We start from the raw sequence: 18,821 nt of genomic DNA, 5'->3' as shown, positions 1-18,821 counted from the left end.
AAAATTTGATAGGGAGAAATAAAACAATGTGTAATGAGATGTTCAATTTAGCAATAGTTGGATTGGGAGGCATGGGAAATTGGCATCGTGAGCTAATTGAAGGAATTGATAATTTGACTGTTTGCGGTACTTATGATATTAAAGAAGATAGACAAGCGTTTGCTAGAGAGCATGGAATAAATCCGTATAATTCTTTTAAAGAGCTTTTAGAAGATGAGAAAGTAGATATCGTTTTATGTGCAACACCAAATGATGTACACAAAGAGATAGTAATCAGTTCATTAAAAGCTGGCAAAAATGTAATTTGTGAAAAGCCAGCAGCAATGTCATCTTTAGAATTTAAGAAGATGGTAGATATAGCAGAAGAAATGGATAAAGTTTTGGTTGTTCATCAAAATAGACGTTGGGATGAGGATTTTTTAACTGTAAAAAAGATATATGATGAAGCTATCTTAGGAAATGTCTTTAGAATAGAGTCTAGAGTACATGGATCTCGTGGCATACCAGGTGATTGGAGACAAGAAGAAGAACATGGTGGTGGAATGCTTTTAGATTGGGGTGTTCACATTATTGACCAGGCATGCATGATGATTAATGAAAGGATAAAATCAGTATATTCTAGATTTACTCATGTTACCAATGAACTTGTGGATGATGGATTTACTGCTGAGTTAGAATTTGAAAGCGGATTAATTTACGTTGTAGAAGTTGGAACAAGTAATTTTATAAATTTACCGCGCTGGTATGTGTTAGGTCAAAATGGCACAGCTGTAATAGATGATTGGAATTTAAGAGGCAAAGTCGTTCGTATTACTGATAGCAGTAAAAATGATGCAATTCCTATTAGAACAGCTGCCGGATTAACAAAAACTATGGCGCCTAGGACAGAGGAAACAATTAAAGAAGAAGCACTTAAAATTGTTAATTCTGATGTTAAGGACTTTTATAGAAATGTTATGGGAGCTATAAGAGGAGAAGAAGAAATTCTTGTAAAGAATACAGAGGTAATGAGGGTTATTAAGCTTATGGAGAGTATTCGTGAATCAGTTATCAAGAAGAAAGTGATAGAGTTATAGAAATTAATCAAGAAGCTTAATTGTAATTATTTTGGAGGAGATATTTATGCATGGGAGTTTTGAAAAAACAGTATTAGAATCTGAATTTCCTTTTAGATTGTTTTTTAATGATGGATATTCTAATACACCACATCACTGGCATGAAGATATAGAAATTATTTATCTTGTGGAAGGTACACTAAAGGCATGTATTAATAGAGATACTTATAATTTAAAACAAGGGGACATACTTATAATTGGTGGTGGAGAAATACATTGTTTTTTTAAAGAAAAGAATTTCAGTAATAGAGCTGTAATACAATTTAGAACTTCCATATATGATAATTTTCTTTCAGGAACAAAAGATGCTAAAATAATAAAACCTATGTGGAATCAATCAATACATTTAACCATGGGGAATGAAATTCATGCACTAATGGAGAGGCACATAAATGAGATTATCAATGAATATAGTAAGGCTGAGGAAGGATATAAGTTAATAATAAAAGCTAGATTATATGATCTGGCAGGTATACTACTTAGATATATACCTAAGCAAGCATATTCATCTGAAGACCTAAGCCGTGAAAAGGAAAGATTAAAGAAAATGGATAGTGTATTTCAATATGTGGATAGTAATTATCAAGAGCATATTGATTTAGATGATATTTCAAAATCTATAGGTTTTAGTAAATATTACTTTACAAAGTTTTTCAAAGAAAATACTGGGGTAACATTTTTAGATTATCTAAATAATTATAGAATTAAAAAAGCAGAGTGGCGTATAATTGAGGAAGATGAAACTATTGCAGAGATAGCCTATAACTGTGGATTTAATAGCATTAAAACTTTTAATAGGCTATTTAAAAATATAGTAGGTTGCACGCCTATGAAATATAGAAGAGATAATAAAAATTAAATATTAAAGTTGAGAGGGAAAGGGTATGGGTGATAGAAAAATTGTAATTAAAAAAGATATAGTAAATGCGCTGCAACAACTTGGTATAAAAAGTGGACAAAATATTATAGTTCATACTTCAATGAAAAGCTTTGGATTTGTTTGTGGAGGCCCACAAATCATAATTGAAGCATTAATGGAGCTAGTTGGAAAAGATGGAACTATAATTATACCTACACAGACATGGAAAAACATGGATCCGGCATATGGTGTACATTGGGAGGAACCAATAGAATGGTGGGATATTATAAGAGATAATTGGCCGGCTTATGATAAGGATATTACTCCAACAAATTCAATGGGAGCAGTAGCAGAAATGTTTAGAAAGTGGCCAGGTGTTTTAAGAAGTGATCATCCTGTAAGGTCTTTTGCTGCATGGGGAAAAAATGCACAATATTTAATAAACAACCATGATTTAAGCGATATTTTTGGTGAAAGTTCTCCAATTGGGAAATTATATGATTTAGATGGATATGTATTACTATTGGGAACTGGATATGATAAAAATACATCTATTCATTTAGCAGATGAAAGAGCTGATTATCCATCAAAGCATATGGAAGAAAACAGTTGTGCAATGATGAAAGATGGCGAGCATAAATGGGTTACGTATTCAACGTTATATGTTGATGGTGAAGATTTTATGGATATAGGAATTGATTTTGAGAAAAAGTATAGAGTTGAAAATACAAAAATAGGGAATGCGGATGTAAGATTCATGAGACAACGAGAAATTGTAGATTTTGCAGTTGAATGGATTGAAAAGAATAGAAAATAATCATATAGAATAATATTATAATGAGCAAATTAAAAAATCACGACAATTAATAATAAAATGTCGTGATTTTCTATATTTACAATAATAGCAGCTAAAGTTTCTTATATATTTAGTTAAATATTATTTCGCGTTCAATAATTATTTAATATCTAAAACAATTTCTCCCGCTTTAACATTACCATTTTTCTTAATGGGTATTACTTTTTCATTTTACAAAAAATAGTGCAAGACTAACTTCGGCTAAGATGAATTTACCCTTTCCGACAAGAAATTAACCTTTCATTTTACCAGATTTTTTTACTATATGTATTGACTTAGAGTTAACTCTAAAATCTATAATTAAATTAGTACATTAGCTTATAAATAATTGGGAGGGACTTAAAATGGAAAAATCGAAAGTATATTTTACTAATATGCAAGCAACAGCTAAGGAAAATTTGCTACAAAAGTTAAAACGTTTAATTAAGAGTGCAGGAATTGATCAAATTGATTTTGAAAAGAAATACGCAGCAATTAAGATCCATTTCGGCGAGCCAGGAAATGTAGCGTTTTTGCGCCCTAATTTTGCTAAAGTTGTGGTAGATACTATTAAGGAATTAGGAGGAAATCCATTTTTAACAGACTGCAATACTCTATATGTAGGAGGCAGAAAGAATGCGTTAGATCATTTAAATTCAGCATATGAAAATGGATATAGTCCGTTTTCAACAGGTTGCCATATATTAATTGGAGATGGTTTAAAAGGAACTGATGAAGCTTTGGTTCCAGTTACTGGTGGGAAATATGTAAAAGAAGCTAAAATAGGTCATGCGATTATGGATGCAGATATATTCATCTCATTAAATCATTTTAAAGGACATGAGTTAACAGGTTTTGGAGGCGCTTTAAAAAATATAGGTATGGGATGCGGTTCGCGCGCAGGAAAAATGGAAATGCATAGTAGTGGAAAACCTAGCGTTTATGAAGATAAATGTGTTGGCTGTGGTATGTGTGCTAAAAACTGTGCACATAGTGCAATAAGTTTAACAGACAAAAAAGCACTCATCAATCATAGCAAATGTGTTGGATGTGGTCGTTGCATAGGAATTTGTCCAATGGATGCGGTTATGCCAGCATCAGATGAATCAAATGATATTTTAAATAAGAAAATAGCTGAATATTCATGGGCAGTATTAAATGGAAGACCAAATTTTCATATCAGCTTGGTAATTGATGTATCACCATATTGTGATTGTCATGCAGAAAATGATGTACCGATAGTTCCAGATGTAGGTATGTTTGCATCCTTTGATCCAGTAGCATTAGATGTAGCCTGTGCAGACGCAGTAAATAAGCAGCCAGTTATGAAAGGTAGCCTTCTTGAAAAGAGCGGTTGTAAGCACAATGATCACTTTACTAATGTTAGTCCAGAAACAGATTGGAAAGTTGCTATTGACTATGCTGTGGAATTAGGCTTAGGCAGTAAGGAATATGAGTTGATAACAATTTAGAGATAAACATATTTCTGAAGTTTTAAAAATTATATGTTTTAATTTTAGTAAGCTACAAATAAAAAAATATAAATTTATACCTGCAGAGATGCAGGTATTTTTGTTTAATAAATTAAAAAATATAAATTAAATCAAATAGAAAAGCGTTATATATTTTGTAATTTAGTTTTTGTAGTGTAATTTTATTAAAAGAGCTAACGTTCTAGAATACTAAATGTAAATTTATAACAGTTATGTATTTAGAGTTTTGAATAATAAGCATTGGATTATTGAATACTAACTTTGTAAATAATTTTAACTGAGATGAATGGAGGCAAGTACAATGTTTAAACACGAAAAACCATTACTTAGAGATGTAAAAGTAGAGAGACCAAATCCACAATATGCTGTGTTAATGCAAGAACAGCTAGGTGGTGCAAATGGTGAGTTAAAGGCAGCACTTCAGTACCTTTCACAAAGTTTTAGGGTAAAAGATCCTGAAATTCATGATTTATTTTTAGATATTGCAGCTGAAGAATTAAGTCATATGGAAATGGTAGCACAAACTATAAATTTACTAAATGGACATGAAGTTGATTATACTAAAACTCCTGGAGGAGAAATTGAAACTCACGTATTGACAGGTCTTGCACCAGGACTTATTAATGCATCAGGACATCCTTGGACTGCAGATTATGTTAATGTTACAGGAGACATTGCAGCAGACTTATTATCTGATATAGCAGCTGAGCAAAGAGCAAAGGTTGTATATGAATATTTATATCGTCAAATTAATGATAAATATGTAAAAGAGACAATAGATTTTCTATTAAACAGAGAGGAAGCTCATAATGCACTCTTTAGAGAGGCATTAAATAAGGTGCAGGATAGAGCATCGAATAAAGATTTTGGTGTAACCAAAGATTCTAGATTATACTTTGACTTATCAACTCCTGGAAGGTATTTTGACAATCCTGAGCCAACACCTCCTAGCTTTAAAAATCCACGTGAAAATAGTAGGAAAACTACTAGGTCTTAGCAAATATGATCCTATGCCGAAATTATGTATTATTAATTTTGCATAGGGTTATTTTATTATATTGAAGTAAATGGATTATATTAAAAAATCCATAAGTTGTATTTTGAAAAATTAATATATATTGCGATTAAGCTTATAAATTATATTAATAACGCAGCTTGTAGCTTACCAGAGACTTAAATGTAAATTTACTATCACAACATATATAGGATAGTAGAGTTTTATAAAAGCGTATTAAATAATAATATTATTAAGTAAATGACATTACATTTTAAAATAAAAGTTATAAATTATATGGACAAGTGCAATAAGTTTGTGGTAGTCTAGAGTTGTAAGTAGTCGTTAATAATAAGGATAGTATTTTGTTGAAAGAATTTTAATAAAGATATAATAGAAAGTTTGTTGGTAGGAGGATAAAGGAATGTATTTTAAAGAAAAGCATGGGTTTCCAGATGATTTTTTATGGGGAAGTGCATCTGCTGCATACCAAGTAGAAGGGGCTGCAGAAGAGGATGGAAAAGGAAGAAGTAATTGGGATGAGTTTGTAAGAATTCCAGGAAAAACATTCAAAGGAACAAATGGTGATGTAGCTGTTGATCATTATCATCGATATAAAGAAGATATTGCATTAATGGCGGAAATGGGATTAAAAACATATAGATTCTCTATATCTTGGCCAAGAATTTATCCAAAAGGAAAAGGTGAAGTTAATGAGAAGGGATTAGAATTTTATGACAATGTAATTGATGAATGTCTAAAATATGGAATAGAGCCAATGGTTACAATATATCATTGGGATTTACCTATAGCTTTACAGGAAGAATATAATGGTTGGGAAAGTAGAAACATAATTGATGATTATGAGAATTATGCTATTACTTTGTTTAAACGCTATAAAGATAAAGTAAAGTATTGGATAACATTAAACGAACAAAACATATTTACAAGTCTTGGATGGGTAATGGCAGTGCATCCACCAGGAAAGAAGAATGATTTAAAGATGTTCTATCAAGTAAATCATCATGCAAATTTAGCTCATGCAAAAGCAGTGCTTGCTTTTAGAAAAATAGTGCCAGATGGTAAGATAGGGGCAAGCTTTGCGTTTTCACCTAGCTATGCAATAGACTGCAATCCAGTAAATAATATAGCAAAAGCAGATTATGATGATTTACAATCATTTTGGTGGATGGATGTTTATGCATACGGAAGATATCCAAAAGCTGCATTAAAATATCTACAAGGTCAAGGGGTAGCACCTGTATTTGAAGATGGGGATGCGGAACTTATGAAGGCAGCAGCTCAAGTAGATTTTATGGGAGTTAATTACTACCAAACAGCGGTTGTTGAGTATAACCCAATTGATGGCGTTGGAATGGCTGAAATGAATACAACAGGAAAAAAAGGATCAGCACAAGTTAGTGGAACTCCTGGATTATTTAAAAATCCTCCAAACCCATATTTAAAAACTACAGACTGGGATTGGACAATAGATCCTATGGGGATAAGAATGTGCTGTAGAACTATTACAAGTAGATATGATTTACCAATAGTTATTTCTGAAAATGGATTAGGTGCATTTGACAAAAAGACTGAGGATAATAAAATTCATGATGACTATCGTATAGCGTACTTGAAGGCGCATATAGAAGAATTAAAAGAAGCTATTAATGAGGGATCAGAAGTGATTGCATATTGTACATGGTCTATAACAGATTTATTAAGCTGGTTGAATGGCTATCAAAAAAGATATGGTTTCATTTACGTAGATCGTGAAGAAGAAGAAGGCGCTTCAATGAATCGTTATAAGAAGGATAGCTATTATTGGTATGAAAATGTCATAAGGACAAATGGAGAAGAATTATAAAATAGGTAAGTTTATAGATAAGCTTAAAGGAGTTGTTGATTTTATCAATAACTCCTTTAAACTTATCTATTTTGGTTTATAAATTAATGTTAAAAAGAATTAGCTGATTAATAACTTTATATAAGATTATAAATACCAAATTTTTTAAATGGAATACAAAAATAGAAAGGAATTAGCAAGATTGTGTAGAATTTAATAACTATATTTTATTTCAATAATAATATTATTGAAAAATAAAAGAGATTTGAAAATAAAAAATAAGAAATTTGTTGTTAAAGGGAGGGGATTTATTGAAGAATTTAAAGATTAGAACAAAGTTAATGTTGATGGTAATAATACCATTAATTGCGGTTATATTCTTGTCTATAGAAGGAATACTAAAAATCACAAATACTTATGGTACATTAACAGATATGTATTATGAAAAATTATATAAGGTAAATAGCCTCATACTAAATGCAGATAGAGATATGTATCAGGCTCTTGTTGCTCAGAATAATTTAAGTGATACGAACATAAGTGAACCTGATAAGAATAAGAATATGAAAGATTTAAAAGATAACATAGGTCAGGCAAAAGATAGAACAAGCAATGCTATAAATGTGTTAATTCCAATTAAGGCATCTTTGCAAGATATTAAACATAATGAAAGCAACAAAAATGTGTTTGAACTTTATGATGAATTTCAAAGCAATTATCAAGGCTGGTTAGATAGTTTTGATGTAGATACAGGAGAGGTAAAAAATAAGGAACAGTTTAATAAAAAGTTTGCTGAATCTAGGGAGGATATAAATCAGATAACAGATGTAATGGAAAAAGCAGCAAGTGAAACTCAGGGCAACATGAAGGAATCTATAGATTTTACTAAAATTCAATTTATTGTGTTGGGAATTTTCTCTGTTTTAATAACTTTGTTTGTTGGAATAGCAATATCAAGAGATTCATCAAAAGTGTTATTTAAAATAAAGAATTTAGCAACTAGACTTTCGAATTACGATTTTTCAGAGGATTTAGTTTTAAAGAGATATGATGAATATGGACAAACAGCAGATACTTTGAATAGGGCACAGCAAAATGTACGTGAACTTATAAGTGCAATAACTGAAAATATACATAATGTAAATTCGTCCAGTGAAAATTTGACTATATCTGTAAATGAAATAAGTAGTAATTTAATTGCAGTAAATGAAGAAACAAAGAAAATAAATACGAGTGTTCAAGAAAATAGTGCAATTGCAGAGGAGATATCTGCATCTGTAAAAGAAGTAAACTTGACCGTTAATATATTATCTGAAAAGGCAATGGATGGAACAAGTAATGTCACAAATATAAAAGTACGGGCAAATACCGTAGAGAATAGTAGTAATAAGGCAATTCAATCTATAAGTAAAGTATATCGTGAGAAGGAAGAAAAGATTATTAAAGCTATTGAAGAAGGAAAGGTAGTGCATGAGATTGGGATTATGGCCAATGCTATTTCTGCAATAGCTGAGCAAATAAACTTGTTATCATTAAATGCTGCAATAGAAGCTGCGAGGGCAGGAGAACAAGGAAGAGGATTTGCTGTAGTGGCAGAAGAAGTTAGAAAACTTGCAGATCAATCTTCAGAAGCAGTTGAAAATGTTAAAAAAGTTATTGGAAAAGTGGAAAAATCTTTCAATGACCTATCTTTAAGTAGTAATGAACTTTTACAGTTCATGGATGTGGATGTAAATAAACAGTTTGAGGAATTTTCGCATATAGGAAAGCAGTATTATAAGGATGCAGACTTCGTAAATTCCATGTCCTCCGAATTAGCAAGGATGTCTGAGGAAATTAATGAAGTAATAAGTCAAGTATCAGATGCGGTTCAACATATGGCCCAAATGTCTCAAAGATCTTCTGAGAGCACTAACAGCATAGAAAATAGTTCGAGTAATTCAATCTCTTCTATGAAGAATATTTCAGTTAATGCAAAAGAACAGCTTACTCTAGCAAAGAAATTAGAAGAGACCATAGAGAAATTTAAAATATAATTTCTAAGAATTTTAGTTATTAAATATGAAGAAATAGATGTACAATTCATATAAAAGATTTTAATTGCTTTAAGTGATTATTAGCCGTAGATGAATTGTACATTAATTTATAATGGGGTAGTAATTAGTGTTTGATGAATTAGTAAAGTGCTCCAATACCTACTTTTTTGTTTAGTAAGGTTTGTAATTGTTTTATATTGAATAAAATTAGTATAGATTTTTAAATAATCCATGTATTAAAGCAGCATTTTTGTATTCATATAACAGAAAGCGAACTCTATTTCGACAATAAAGATAATGCTGATAAATAGATTTTAACTTAAATTTAGCATGTTTAACAAATTAAATGAATAATGGAAAATAAAGATGTGATAAGGTCAGAATATATAGAATTTATGTTATATAATATGTCAAAATATAGTTTTCGATTGTTCAAGATTATGGTATTATAGTTATAGGTTGTAGATTCCAAATGATTAAGAAAAACGACAAAAAATGTAATTATATGTTATATTGCTAATAAAAAGATAACATTTAATCATATGACGTGCGAAGAACAATAAAGGGGGACAAACATGGATATATTTTTAGTAATTGGTCTTATTGGAGGTTTAATAATTGTAGTTGCAGCCATGCTAGAAAAGGGAGCAAGTCTTCAAGTACTTATGAGTGCTGAAGCGATGCTGGTAATCATTGGTGGTACTGTAATAGCCTTGCTAAATTCTTTTCCAAAAGGAGAGTTTACTAAGCTTCCTAAGATTTTTGGTGTTCTTTTTAGTGCTAAGGGGCAAGAAGATCCAGCTGAAATTATAGCACAGCTTGTAGAGATGTCTCAGACAACTAGAAGAGATGGATTACTATCTCTTGAAAGTACTATACAAGGCTTAGAAAATAAGTTTATGAAAAAGGGATTAGAAATGGTGGTTGACGGTTTAGAACCAGATCTTATAAAAGAAGTTCTAGAAATAGAGATTGAGAGTATGGAAGATAGACACCGTCTTGGTGCTACAGCGTTTACAACAGCAGGTGGTACAGCGCCAACACTTGGAGTTTTAGGAGCTGTTATAGGATTAATAGGTGCTCTTGGAAATCTTAATGATATTGAAAAGCTTGGAGAAAGTATAAAATCAGCCTTTGTTGCAACTGTTTATGGTATCTTTACTGGATATTTAATATGGCATCCATTTGCAAATAGGTTAAAAAGAAAATCCCAAGAAGAAATAAAAAATATGAATATTATGCTTGAAGGAATTTTAGCTATTCAGGCAGGAAATAATCCAAAGAGTATTGAAAGAAAGCTAGTAGGAATGCTTGAGCCAAAACAAAGAATAAGATTTGAAGAAAATAATAATGATAACTAGTTAAAAGGAGAAAAGTGATGAGTAAGAAAAAGCAACATCATGAAGAGCATGTAGATGAAGCATGGCTTCTTCCATATTCAGACATGTTAACACTTCTACTAGCACTATTTATCGTTATGTTTGCCATGGGACAAACAGATAAGGCAAAACTTCAGTCAATGGCTAAAGAATTTAATATAATATTTGCTGGTGGATCTGGTGTTATGCATCAAGATGGTAACTCTGCAATTCCTATGGAGGAGTCTGGTATCAGTGATAATAAGGCTGAAGAAGATAAAATGACTGAAATTAAAAAGATGATAGAAGCGGAAATTAAAGAAGAGGGCTATTCTGATAAAGTTAAAGTTGATCTTAATAATGAGGGATTGGCAATTTCTATACAAGATGTTGTACTTTTTAATTCAGGTGAAGCAGATGTACTAAAAGATGTATCACCACTGCTTTTAAAAATTTCACATATGCTTTATGGTTTGGATAATGAAATCAAAGTTGCAGGATATACTGATAATGTGCCGATTAATAACGGGAAGTTTCGTTCAAATTGGGATTTAAGTGCTATGCGTGCTATAAATGTGTTAAATTATATGGTTAGTACAGGTGGTATTAATCAGGAGAAGATATCAATACAGGCTTATGGAGAGCATATGCCCAAAGCATCTAATGCAACAGAGGATGGAAGAGCTAAAAATAGACGAGTGGAAATTTTTGTGGTACGTAAATACCCAGTACCTACAGAGGAGAAATCAAATTAACTAGATAAGAGCTAAGAGATTAATAAGAAATTTTACATATAGCTAACTCAGAGCATTCAATCTATATAGATTGAATGCTCTTTTTATATAAAATTCAAGATATTTTGTGCAATTTGCATTTATGTGTAGTATAGTAGTGCATTTTGCATCAAAATCAATGACTTAAGTGACTTAAAAGATTGTAATAAAAAATTTAATATAGAATATAGAGAGATTAACGTTTTATATAAGAAATATGCAAAAAAGGAGGGAATTAAGATGTCGGAAAGCTTTATAAATGAATCTATGTTAGATATGTATATTTTTGAAACAACTCAGCTTATAGAACAATTAGAACAATTAGTTATTGATGGAGAAAAAGAAAATGGATTCTCAAATTCGATAGATGAAATATTTAGAATTATGCATACAGTCAAAGGATCATCAGCTATGATGCTTTTTAATAACATTTCTGGACTCTCTCATTCTGTTGAAGATTTGTTTTATTATCTTAGAGAAAATAATCCGGATGAAGTTGATAACAATATATTAAGCGATATTGTATTAGATTCAATTGATTTTATCAAAGGCGAAATTTCTAAAATTCAGCAAGGAAATACACCAGATGGAGATTGCGCAAATAAAATTACTAGCATAAAGGAGTTTTTAAATGAACTCAAAGGAATAGAAACAATTGATAGTGATACAGCTCCTAATGAGAATAAATTTGAGCAGCAAAAATTTTTTATAACCAGCGCAAAAAGTAAAAGGGACGCATCTAATCAAAAATACAAAGCTAAAATTCAATTTTCAGAAGATTGCGGAATGGAAAACATAAGGTGCTTTGGCATTCTTCACAAACTATCAGAAGTAGCTGAAATAATATGCAGTTCACCAGAAAATATAATAGATGATGATGAAAAAGCCTGTGAAGAAGTCAGGAAAAATGGGTTTAAAATATTCTTTTCTTCAGATTTAAATCTAGAAGATGTAAAAACGATTTTGAATGAAACTGTTTTTTTAAGTGCACTTGATATTAGATTAATGGGAGAAGATGATGATGAATTTTTAGACAATAAAGAAGTTATAGAAGAAATAGCTATAGAAAAAGAGTGTAGCAAGAAGGAAGAAGAAAAGAAAAATATAGCTGAGGAAAATAAAGGTGAAAAAATATCTTCTCATCAAGGATTTATAAGTCTAAGTGTAGTTAAAGCGGATAGACTTATGGATCTTATTGGGGAGTTAGTAATTTCGGAATCAATGGTTACACAAAATCCGGATTTAATTGGGCTTGAAATTGATAATTTTCAAAAATCGGCAAGGCAACTTCGTAAGATTATAGCAGAGATGCAGGATACAGTAATGTCAATAAGAATGGTTCCACTTTCTGCAACATTTCAAAAGATGAATAGAATCGTTAGAGATATGAGAAAGAAAATGGATAAGGAAGTCAAATTAACGATCATAGGGGAAGAAACAGAGGTAGATAAAAATATAATTGAACATATATCAGACCCTTTAATGCATTTAGTTCGTAATTCCATTGATCATGGAATAGAGACGGTAGAAGAAAGAATTGATAAAGGAAAACAGCAAGTAGGAAATCTGGTGTTAGAAGCTAAAAATGCAGGTAGCGATGTCTTAATTATGGTAAAAGATGATGGCAAAGGCTTGAATGAAGAAAAGATACTAGAAAAAGCAAGAAAAAATGGATTACTTACTAAAGATGAAAGTGAAATGAGTAAAAAAGAAATATTTAATTTGATATTTTTACCGGGATTCTCCACTAAAGAAGCTGTATCAGAATTTAGTGGCAGAGGAGTAGGGATGGATGTTGTAGTAAAAAATATCGAAAAAATAGGGGGGACGGTTAGTGTAGATAGTGTGTTGGAATTTGGTACAAGCATTACTATTAAGATACCATTAACTCTTGCAATTATAGACGGAATGAATGTAAGGGTTGGGAATTCAAGATACACACTTCCAACTAGCTCTATAAAAGAGTTTTTTAGACCGAAAGAAAGCGATATTATAAAAGATCCAGACAATAATGAGATTATTATGGTTAGAGGTCAATGCTATCCTATACTTAGATTAAACGAGCATTTTTCTATAAGAACTGATACAAATAAATTGTCAGATGGAATTCTAATAATGATAGAGCAGGATGAAAAGTGGGTATGCATTTTGGTAGATGAGTTATTAGGACAACAACAAGTAGTTGTTAAAGCTCTCCCAGATTATATAAAGAATATTAGAAATATTAAGGATTTAGCTGGATGTACTCTTTTGGGAGATGGAAATATAAGTCTAATAATTGACATGGATGGATTGATGACAACAGTATAGATATTAAAAACTTAAGTTTAATTAAAATAAGTGGTTAATGGAGGGAAAGAATATGAGGTGGTTAAACAATATAAAGGTTGGAGCAAAATTAATAATTGGGTTCATAGTAGTAGCTTTATTAGCTGGAATAGTTGGTGTTATAGGAATTACAAAAATAAAGAAAATAGATCAGAACTATACTAATTTGTATACAAATTATGGGGCATCAATTGCTGATGTTGCTAATGCATCTATATCTTTTCAGAGACTTAAAATAAATTTGAATAATATTACAATGTATAGAGATGGAAGAGATATGGGCGACTATGTTAATAGGATAAAAAATTACGATGTAAAAATTCAAGAGAGTTTAAAAAAGTTTGAAGGTTCACTTCAAAGTGATGAAGCAAAAGCTGAGTTTTCTAATCTTAATACACTTTTAAGTAAATATGATGCAATAAAGGATAAAGTTATAGAGTTATCTCTTTCAGGCAAGAGAGATGAAGCGCTTGAATTAATAGGGCAGGATTCAACGCAAAAACTATCTGACCAAATAAATAATTCTGTAGATAATCTGTTACAATTAAAGGAGTCAGCAGGCTTTAGTAAATCAAATGAGTATTCCGCAGAGGTTAATAATGCTGTTGTGACTATGATAGTTGTAATAGTGGTAGCTATAATTATAGCCATATCACTTGGAATTATTATTTCAAAAGCTATAAGTAACTCTATAGCGAAGCTTATGACTGTAACAAGTGAAATTAGTAAAGGGAACTTAGATGTAGAGATTATTAATGACTCAAAAGATGAAATTGGAATATTATCAGAATCAATGAAAAGAATGAAATATAGATTAAATGAAGTAATTGGTCAGATAGGATTTGCGGCAGAGCAAGTTACAGTTGGATCTAGACAAATAGCAGACTCAACTATAGCTTTATCGCAAGGGGCTACAGAGCAAGCAAGTGCTGTTGAAGAATTGACAGCTTCTATCGAAGAAATATCTTCTCAAATATCAGTAAATGCTGAAAATGCTAAAAAGGCTAATATTATAACAGATAGTACTAAAACAAATGCAGGGAAAAGAAATAATGAAATGAAATTAATGCTTAAGGCAATGGATGAAATTAATGTCTCTTCTAATAATATATCAAGAATTATCAAGGTGATTGATGAAATTGCATTTCAAACCAATATACTTGCTTTAAATGCTGCGGTAGAAGCTGCTAGAGCAGGTCAATATGGGAAAGGCTTTACTGTGGTAGCTGAAGAAGTTAGGAACTTAGCAGCAAGATCTGCAAAGGCAGCTAAAGAAACTACAGAAATAATAGAGGAATCAATTGTTAAAATTCAAGATGGAACCAATATAGCAAATCAAACTGCAGATGCGCTCGAAAGTATTGTTAGTGATATAGAAGAGGTTGCAAAAATAATTAATGGTATATCAGATGCATCTGAAGAACAAGCTACAGGAATTTCACAAATATCACAAGGAATAATACAGATATCACAAGTTGTACAAAGCAATTCAGCGACTTCAGAAGAAAGCGCAGCTGCAAGTGAGGAACTAGCAGGACAGGCAGAAGTTTTAAAGGAACAAGTTCAAATGTTTAAATTAGCAAGTGCTAGAAGTTCAATGACTAGCTTGGACAATAGCTATATGAACCATAGTATTCATGATGATATTAGTAAAAACACAAGAGATTTAAGTGAAACAAGAGATAAACACTTAGAGAGAAAAATATCAAATTCTAAAAAAATAATACTTAACGATAATGAATTTGGAAAATATTAGAGATAAGGTGATTATATGATTTCAATTACGGAAAAAGAATTTGCTCAATTATCCAACTATATAAAAGAGAACTATGGGATTAATCTCAGGGAAGAAAAAAAAATGTTGGTAATTGGAAGGCTCCATAATGTGTTAGCAGAGCATAATATAGAAGATTTTTCTCAATATTATCAATATGTAGTTTCTGATAAGAGTGGAAAGGCAGTTAGTACACTGCTCAATAAAATTACAACAAATCATACATATTTTATGCGTGAGAAAACACATTTTGACTACTTGAAGGAGAAAGTACTTCCTTATTTGATTAATTCAGTAAGGGACAAAGATTTAAGAATATGGTCAGCTGGGTGTTCTTCTGGAGAAGAGGCATACACCATTGCTATGATATTAAGCGAATTCTTTAAACAAGAAAAGTTATGGTGGGATAAAAAAATACTAGCCACAGATATATCCGAAAAGGTATTAAGCATTGCTAAAAATGGAATATATCATAAAGAACAAATCGCACCCTTACCAGAGATGTGGAAGAAGATTTATTTAAAAAAATACGATGAGGAAAATTTCGTATTTTCAGAGAATATTAAAAATGAAATTATATATAGAAAATTTAATTTAATGGAGGATGTATTTCCATTTAAGAAAAAGTTCCATGTTATTTTCTGTAGAAATGTAATGATTTATTTTGATAATAGAACAAAGAATGAGCTAATCCGTAAATTTTATAACAGCATGGAGTACGGTGGATATCTTTTTATAGGGCATTCGGAATCACTAAGTGGTGATACAGCTGGATTTAAGTATATAATGCCATCTGTATATAGAAAGGAATAGACTTATCTTAAGATAATTTAAAGGGCTAAGAAGGTGAAGTTAATGAGATCAATTAGAGTTTTAATAGTTGATGACAGTATAGTATTTAGGGAAGCAATATCAAGAGGAATATCAACGGCACCTAATATAGAGGTTGTTGGAAAAGCGGTAGATCCCTATGATGCTAGAGATAAACTATTAGAATTAAATCCCGATGTTATGATTTGTGATGTACAAATGCCAAAATTAAATGGTGTAGAATTCATTAAAAGGCTTCTTCCTCAATATAAAATTCCAATAATAGTTGTAAGTTCTATAAGCGATGTAGTCTTCGATGCTATGGATGCAGGAGCCGTAGACTTTTTAAGTAAGCCTGATGCTAGAACTCCTAATGGATTTGAAGTTTTTATTAATGAGTTAATAATCAAAATTAGAGGAGCAGTAAATGTAAATCTATCTGCTAATTTAGGGCAAATTCCAAAGAGTGGTAGTAATAGGGGAATGGAAAAGAGCATAAATGTTAGAAATAAAGTGATTGCTATAGGAGCATCGACTGGAGGAACAGAAGCTATCTATAACCTATTAAAAAATCTTCCCAAAGATATTCCGGGGATAATTATAGTACAACATATACCACCAGTATTTTCTAAGATGTTTGCAGATAGATTGAATTTGCAAACGCATTTTACTGTTAAAGAAGCTCAGACTGGAGATACTATTGAGCCAGGTAAGGTTTTGATAGCACCAGGAGATAAACATATGAAACTTAAGAAGGCTGCGGATAAGTACATTGTAGAAACTATTCAAGGTAATAAAGTTAATGGACATTGTCCATCTGTAGATGTGCTTTTCGAATCTGTGGCTAAGGTGGCGTCAAAAAATGCTATAGGAGTTATTCTAACAGGAATGGGGCATGATGGAGCAGTAGGGCTTATGTCAATGCGAAGAGCAGGGGCAAGAACTATAGGGCAGGATCAGAAATCCTCTGTTGTATATGGTATGCCAAAAGTTGCTTTTGAAATTGGAGCCGTTGAAAAGCAAGTGGCTATTTCAAATATACCTAGTGTTATTTGCGATATGTTAAAATAAAAATGGACTACTTATACTAGTCCATTTTTTACAGCATAAACTGCAAGTTGAGTACGATCTCTCAAACTAAGCTTTGAAATTATTTCTGTAATAATATTTTTAACAGTACCTTCAGCAATAAATAAAGATGATGCAATTTCTTTATTATCTTTTCCATCAACAATCATAGATACTATTTTTAGTTCTCTTTCAGTTAATGAGATATTTATACCATTAATATCAATAATTTTTTTCTTAGCTTTTTTATTTTCTTTACGCAGATTTAATATCATAGGACTTAAGATATCTTTAGTAATTATGCCAAGCCCTAGTGAGGTGCTTTTTATAGATAGTATAAGTTCCTCAGTACTTATATCTTTTAAGATATATCCGTCAGCACCATTACTTATAGCATCTGTGACATCAGATTTATCATTAGATGCAGTTAAAACTAGTACCTTAACTGATGGAAGTTCTGCTTTTATTAGTTTTGTAGCTTCCGTACCATTACATATAGGCATAGACAGATCCATTAAAACAACATCAGGCATATATTCTTTACATAGATCATAAGCTTCATTTCCATTAGTAGCGCAAGCTACAACTTTTATATCACTGTTATTTTCAATTATGTTTTTAAAACTTTCTCGTAAAAGTTTCTGGTCTTCTGCAATAATTACTCTTGTCATATTCGAACCCTCTCTTTACCCAAATAAGCAATATATTAAATTTTCGTGAAAAATAGACAAATAATATTTATTAAATCTAATGAAAACACAGATTAACCGCTTGTAGATTCTAATATAAATTATAACATTTTACAAATACATGAACAATGTATAAAGCTAATCTTAATTAAACTAATAAAATTTTGTTTGTAAACTTTATTAGTTTAATTTTTAAATTGCAATTGTAAAGATTAGGGGACTATTCATGGTGAAAATCCTTATAAATGTCATCTATATGAAGTAGATTTTAAATAAAAATGCAATCGGCATATTTATACAAATTAATTGTGCAATTTGCATGATACTACATGACTTGTGGTACTACAAACCAATTTTAAAAACATTTAAAATAAAATTAAAGGAAAAGTGGTATTTTTATAGCATTTCATGGGGGTGAAATTATATGAAAAGAGTTTTAGTAGTAGATGATGCGGAATTTATGAGACTCGCTTTAAAATCTATTTTACAAAATTGCGGATTTGAGATCATAGGTGAAGCTGATACTGGTATAAAGGCCGTAAAACTATATAATTTATTAAAACCAGATATTGTGACAATGGATTTGACCATGCCAGAACTTGGGGGAGTAGAGGCAATAAAGATCATTAAGTCAATAGATGAAAATGCAAAGATTATAGTAATTTCGTCATTATCGCATGAAATCCAAGTTAAGGAGGCTATGCTAGCAGGAGCTATATCTTTTATAGTAAAACCTTTCAGGGAGGACATTGTATCTAAACAACTATTAAATATTGAAAGAAATATTAGAAAATAAAACTTTAATATAAGCATGTAATTGAAAGCATTAGGAAATTAACTTGA

15 protein-coding genes are annotated in these 18,821 nt (G+C 31.0%); 14 read left to right on the top strand and 1 reads right to left on the bottom strand.

The window, feature by feature from the left end; all coding sequences use genetic code 11:
- Nucleotides 1–26: 26 nt before the first annotated feature.
- The 13 genes from AXY43_RS12545 to AXY43_RS12485 all read left to right on the top strand — a co-directional run bounded on the left by AXY43_RS12545 (nt 27) and on the right by AXY43_RS12485 (nt 17,292).
- Nucleotides 27–1,076, top strand: a complete 1,050-nt coding sequence (locus AXY43_RS12545) for a Gfo/Idh/MocA family protein (RefSeq protein ID WP_105411631.1) — start codon at nt 27–29, stop codon at nt 1,074–1,076.
- Nucleotides 1,077–1,122: 46 nt separating this feature from the next.
- On the top strand, nt 1,123–1,974 hold the full coding sequence (locus AXY43_RS12540; protein WP_023975984.1) for an AraC family transcriptional regulator: 852 nt from the start codon (nt 1,123–1,125) through the stop codon (nt 1,972–1,974).
- Nucleotides 1,975–1,999: 25 nt separating this feature from the next.
- Nucleotides 2,000–2,791 carry an aminoglycoside N(3)-acetyltransferase gene (locus tag AXY43_RS12535; protein ID WP_105411630.1) on the top strand — a complete coding sequence of 264 codons (792 nt, stop codon included), beginning with the start codon at nt 2,000–2,002 and terminating at the stop codon, nt 2,789–2,791.
- Nucleotides 2,792–3,174: 383 nt separating this feature from the next.
- Complete coding sequence (locus AXY43_RS12530) at nt 3,175–4,281, top strand: DUF362 domain-containing protein (protein ID WP_012060987.1); 1,107 nt, start codon at nt 3,175–3,177, stop codon at nt 4,279–4,281.
- A gap of 322 nt (nt 4,282–4,603) precedes the next feature.
- The gene (locus AXY43_RS12525) at nt 4,604–5,299 is read left to right on the top strand and encodes a manganese catalase family protein (RefSeq protein ID WP_105411629.1); all 696 of its coding nucleotides are present in this window, start codon (nt 4,604–4,606) and stop codon (nt 5,297–5,299) included.
- A 421-nt stretch (nt 5,300–5,720) separates the two neighbouring features.
- Entirely contained in the window at nt 5,721–7,163 is a 1,443-nt protein-coding gene (locus AXY43_RS12520) for a glycoside hydrolase family 1 protein (RefSeq protein ID WP_023975981.1), read from the top strand.
- A 290-nt stretch (nt 7,164–7,453) separates the two neighbouring features.
- Nucleotides 7,454–9,178, top strand: coding sequence for a methyl-accepting chemotaxis protein (locus AXY43_RS12515; protein ID WP_105411628.1), 1,725 nt, complete (start codon nt 7,454–7,456; stop codon nt 9,176–9,178).
- A 575-nt stretch (nt 9,179–9,753) separates the two neighbouring features.
- Nucleotides 9,754–10,539: a flagellar motor stator protein MotA gene (gene motA, locus AXY43_RS12510; protein WP_039773013.1), complete on the top strand. Its 786-nt coding sequence runs from the start codon at nt 9,754–9,756 to the stop codon at nt 10,537–10,539.
- A 17-nt stretch (nt 10,540–10,556) separates the two neighbouring features.
- Entirely contained in the window at nt 10,557–11,291 is a 735-nt protein-coding gene (locus tag AXY43_RS12505) for a flagellar motor protein MotB (RefSeq protein ID WP_039773011.1), read from the top strand.
- A gap of 258 nt (nt 11,292–11,549) precedes the next feature.
- Nucleotides 11,550–13,619, top strand: coding sequence for a chemotaxis protein CheA (locus tag AXY43_RS12500; protein WP_105411627.1), 2,070 nt, complete (start codon nt 11,550–11,552; stop codon nt 13,617–13,619).
- Between the two features lie 52 nt (nt 13,620–13,671).
- On the top strand, nt 13,672–15,393 hold the full coding sequence (locus tag AXY43_RS12495) for a methyl-accepting chemotaxis protein (RefSeq protein WP_087702296.1): 1,722 nt from the start codon (nt 13,672–13,674) through the stop codon (nt 15,391–15,393).
- Nucleotides 15,394–15,408: 15 nt separating this feature from the next.
- On the top strand, nt 15,409–16,224 hold the full coding sequence (locus AXY43_RS12490; RefSeq protein ID WP_039773005.1) for a CheR family methyltransferase: 816 nt from the start codon (nt 15,409–15,411) through the stop codon (nt 16,222–16,224).
- Between the two features lie 42 nt (nt 16,225–16,266).
- A complete protein-coding gene (locus tag AXY43_RS12485; RefSeq protein WP_087702297.1) occupies nt 16,267–17,292 on the top strand; it encodes a protein-glutamate methylesterase/protein-glutamine glutaminase in 1,026 nt (341 codons plus the stop codon).
- An 11-nt stretch (nt 17,293–17,303) separates the two neighbouring features.
- Here AXY43_RS12485 and AXY43_RS12480 read toward each other — a convergent pair whose 3' ends face one another.
- Nucleotides 17,304–17,960, bottom strand: a complete 657-nt coding sequence (locus AXY43_RS12480) for a response regulator (RefSeq protein ID WP_039773002.1) — start codon at nt 17,958–17,960, stop codon at nt 17,304–17,306.
- A gap of 442 nt (nt 17,961–18,402) precedes the next feature.
- On the opposite strand from AXY43_RS12480, the gene AXY43_RS12475 reads away from it, so the two are divergent.
- Nucleotides 18,403–18,774: a response regulator gene (locus tag AXY43_RS12475; protein WP_023975972.1), complete on the top strand. Its 372-nt coding sequence runs from the start codon at nt 18,403–18,405 to the stop codon at nt 18,772–18,774.
- Nucleotides 18,775–18,821 lie beyond the last annotated feature (47 nt).

It is taken from the genome of Clostridium sp. MF28 (assembly GCF_002969175.1).
Taxonomy (GTDB): Bacteria; Bacillota; Clostridia; order Clostridiales; family Clostridiaceae; genus Clostridium; species Clostridium beijerinckii.
This window is presented reverse-complemented; position numbering and strand designations above follow the sequence as displayed.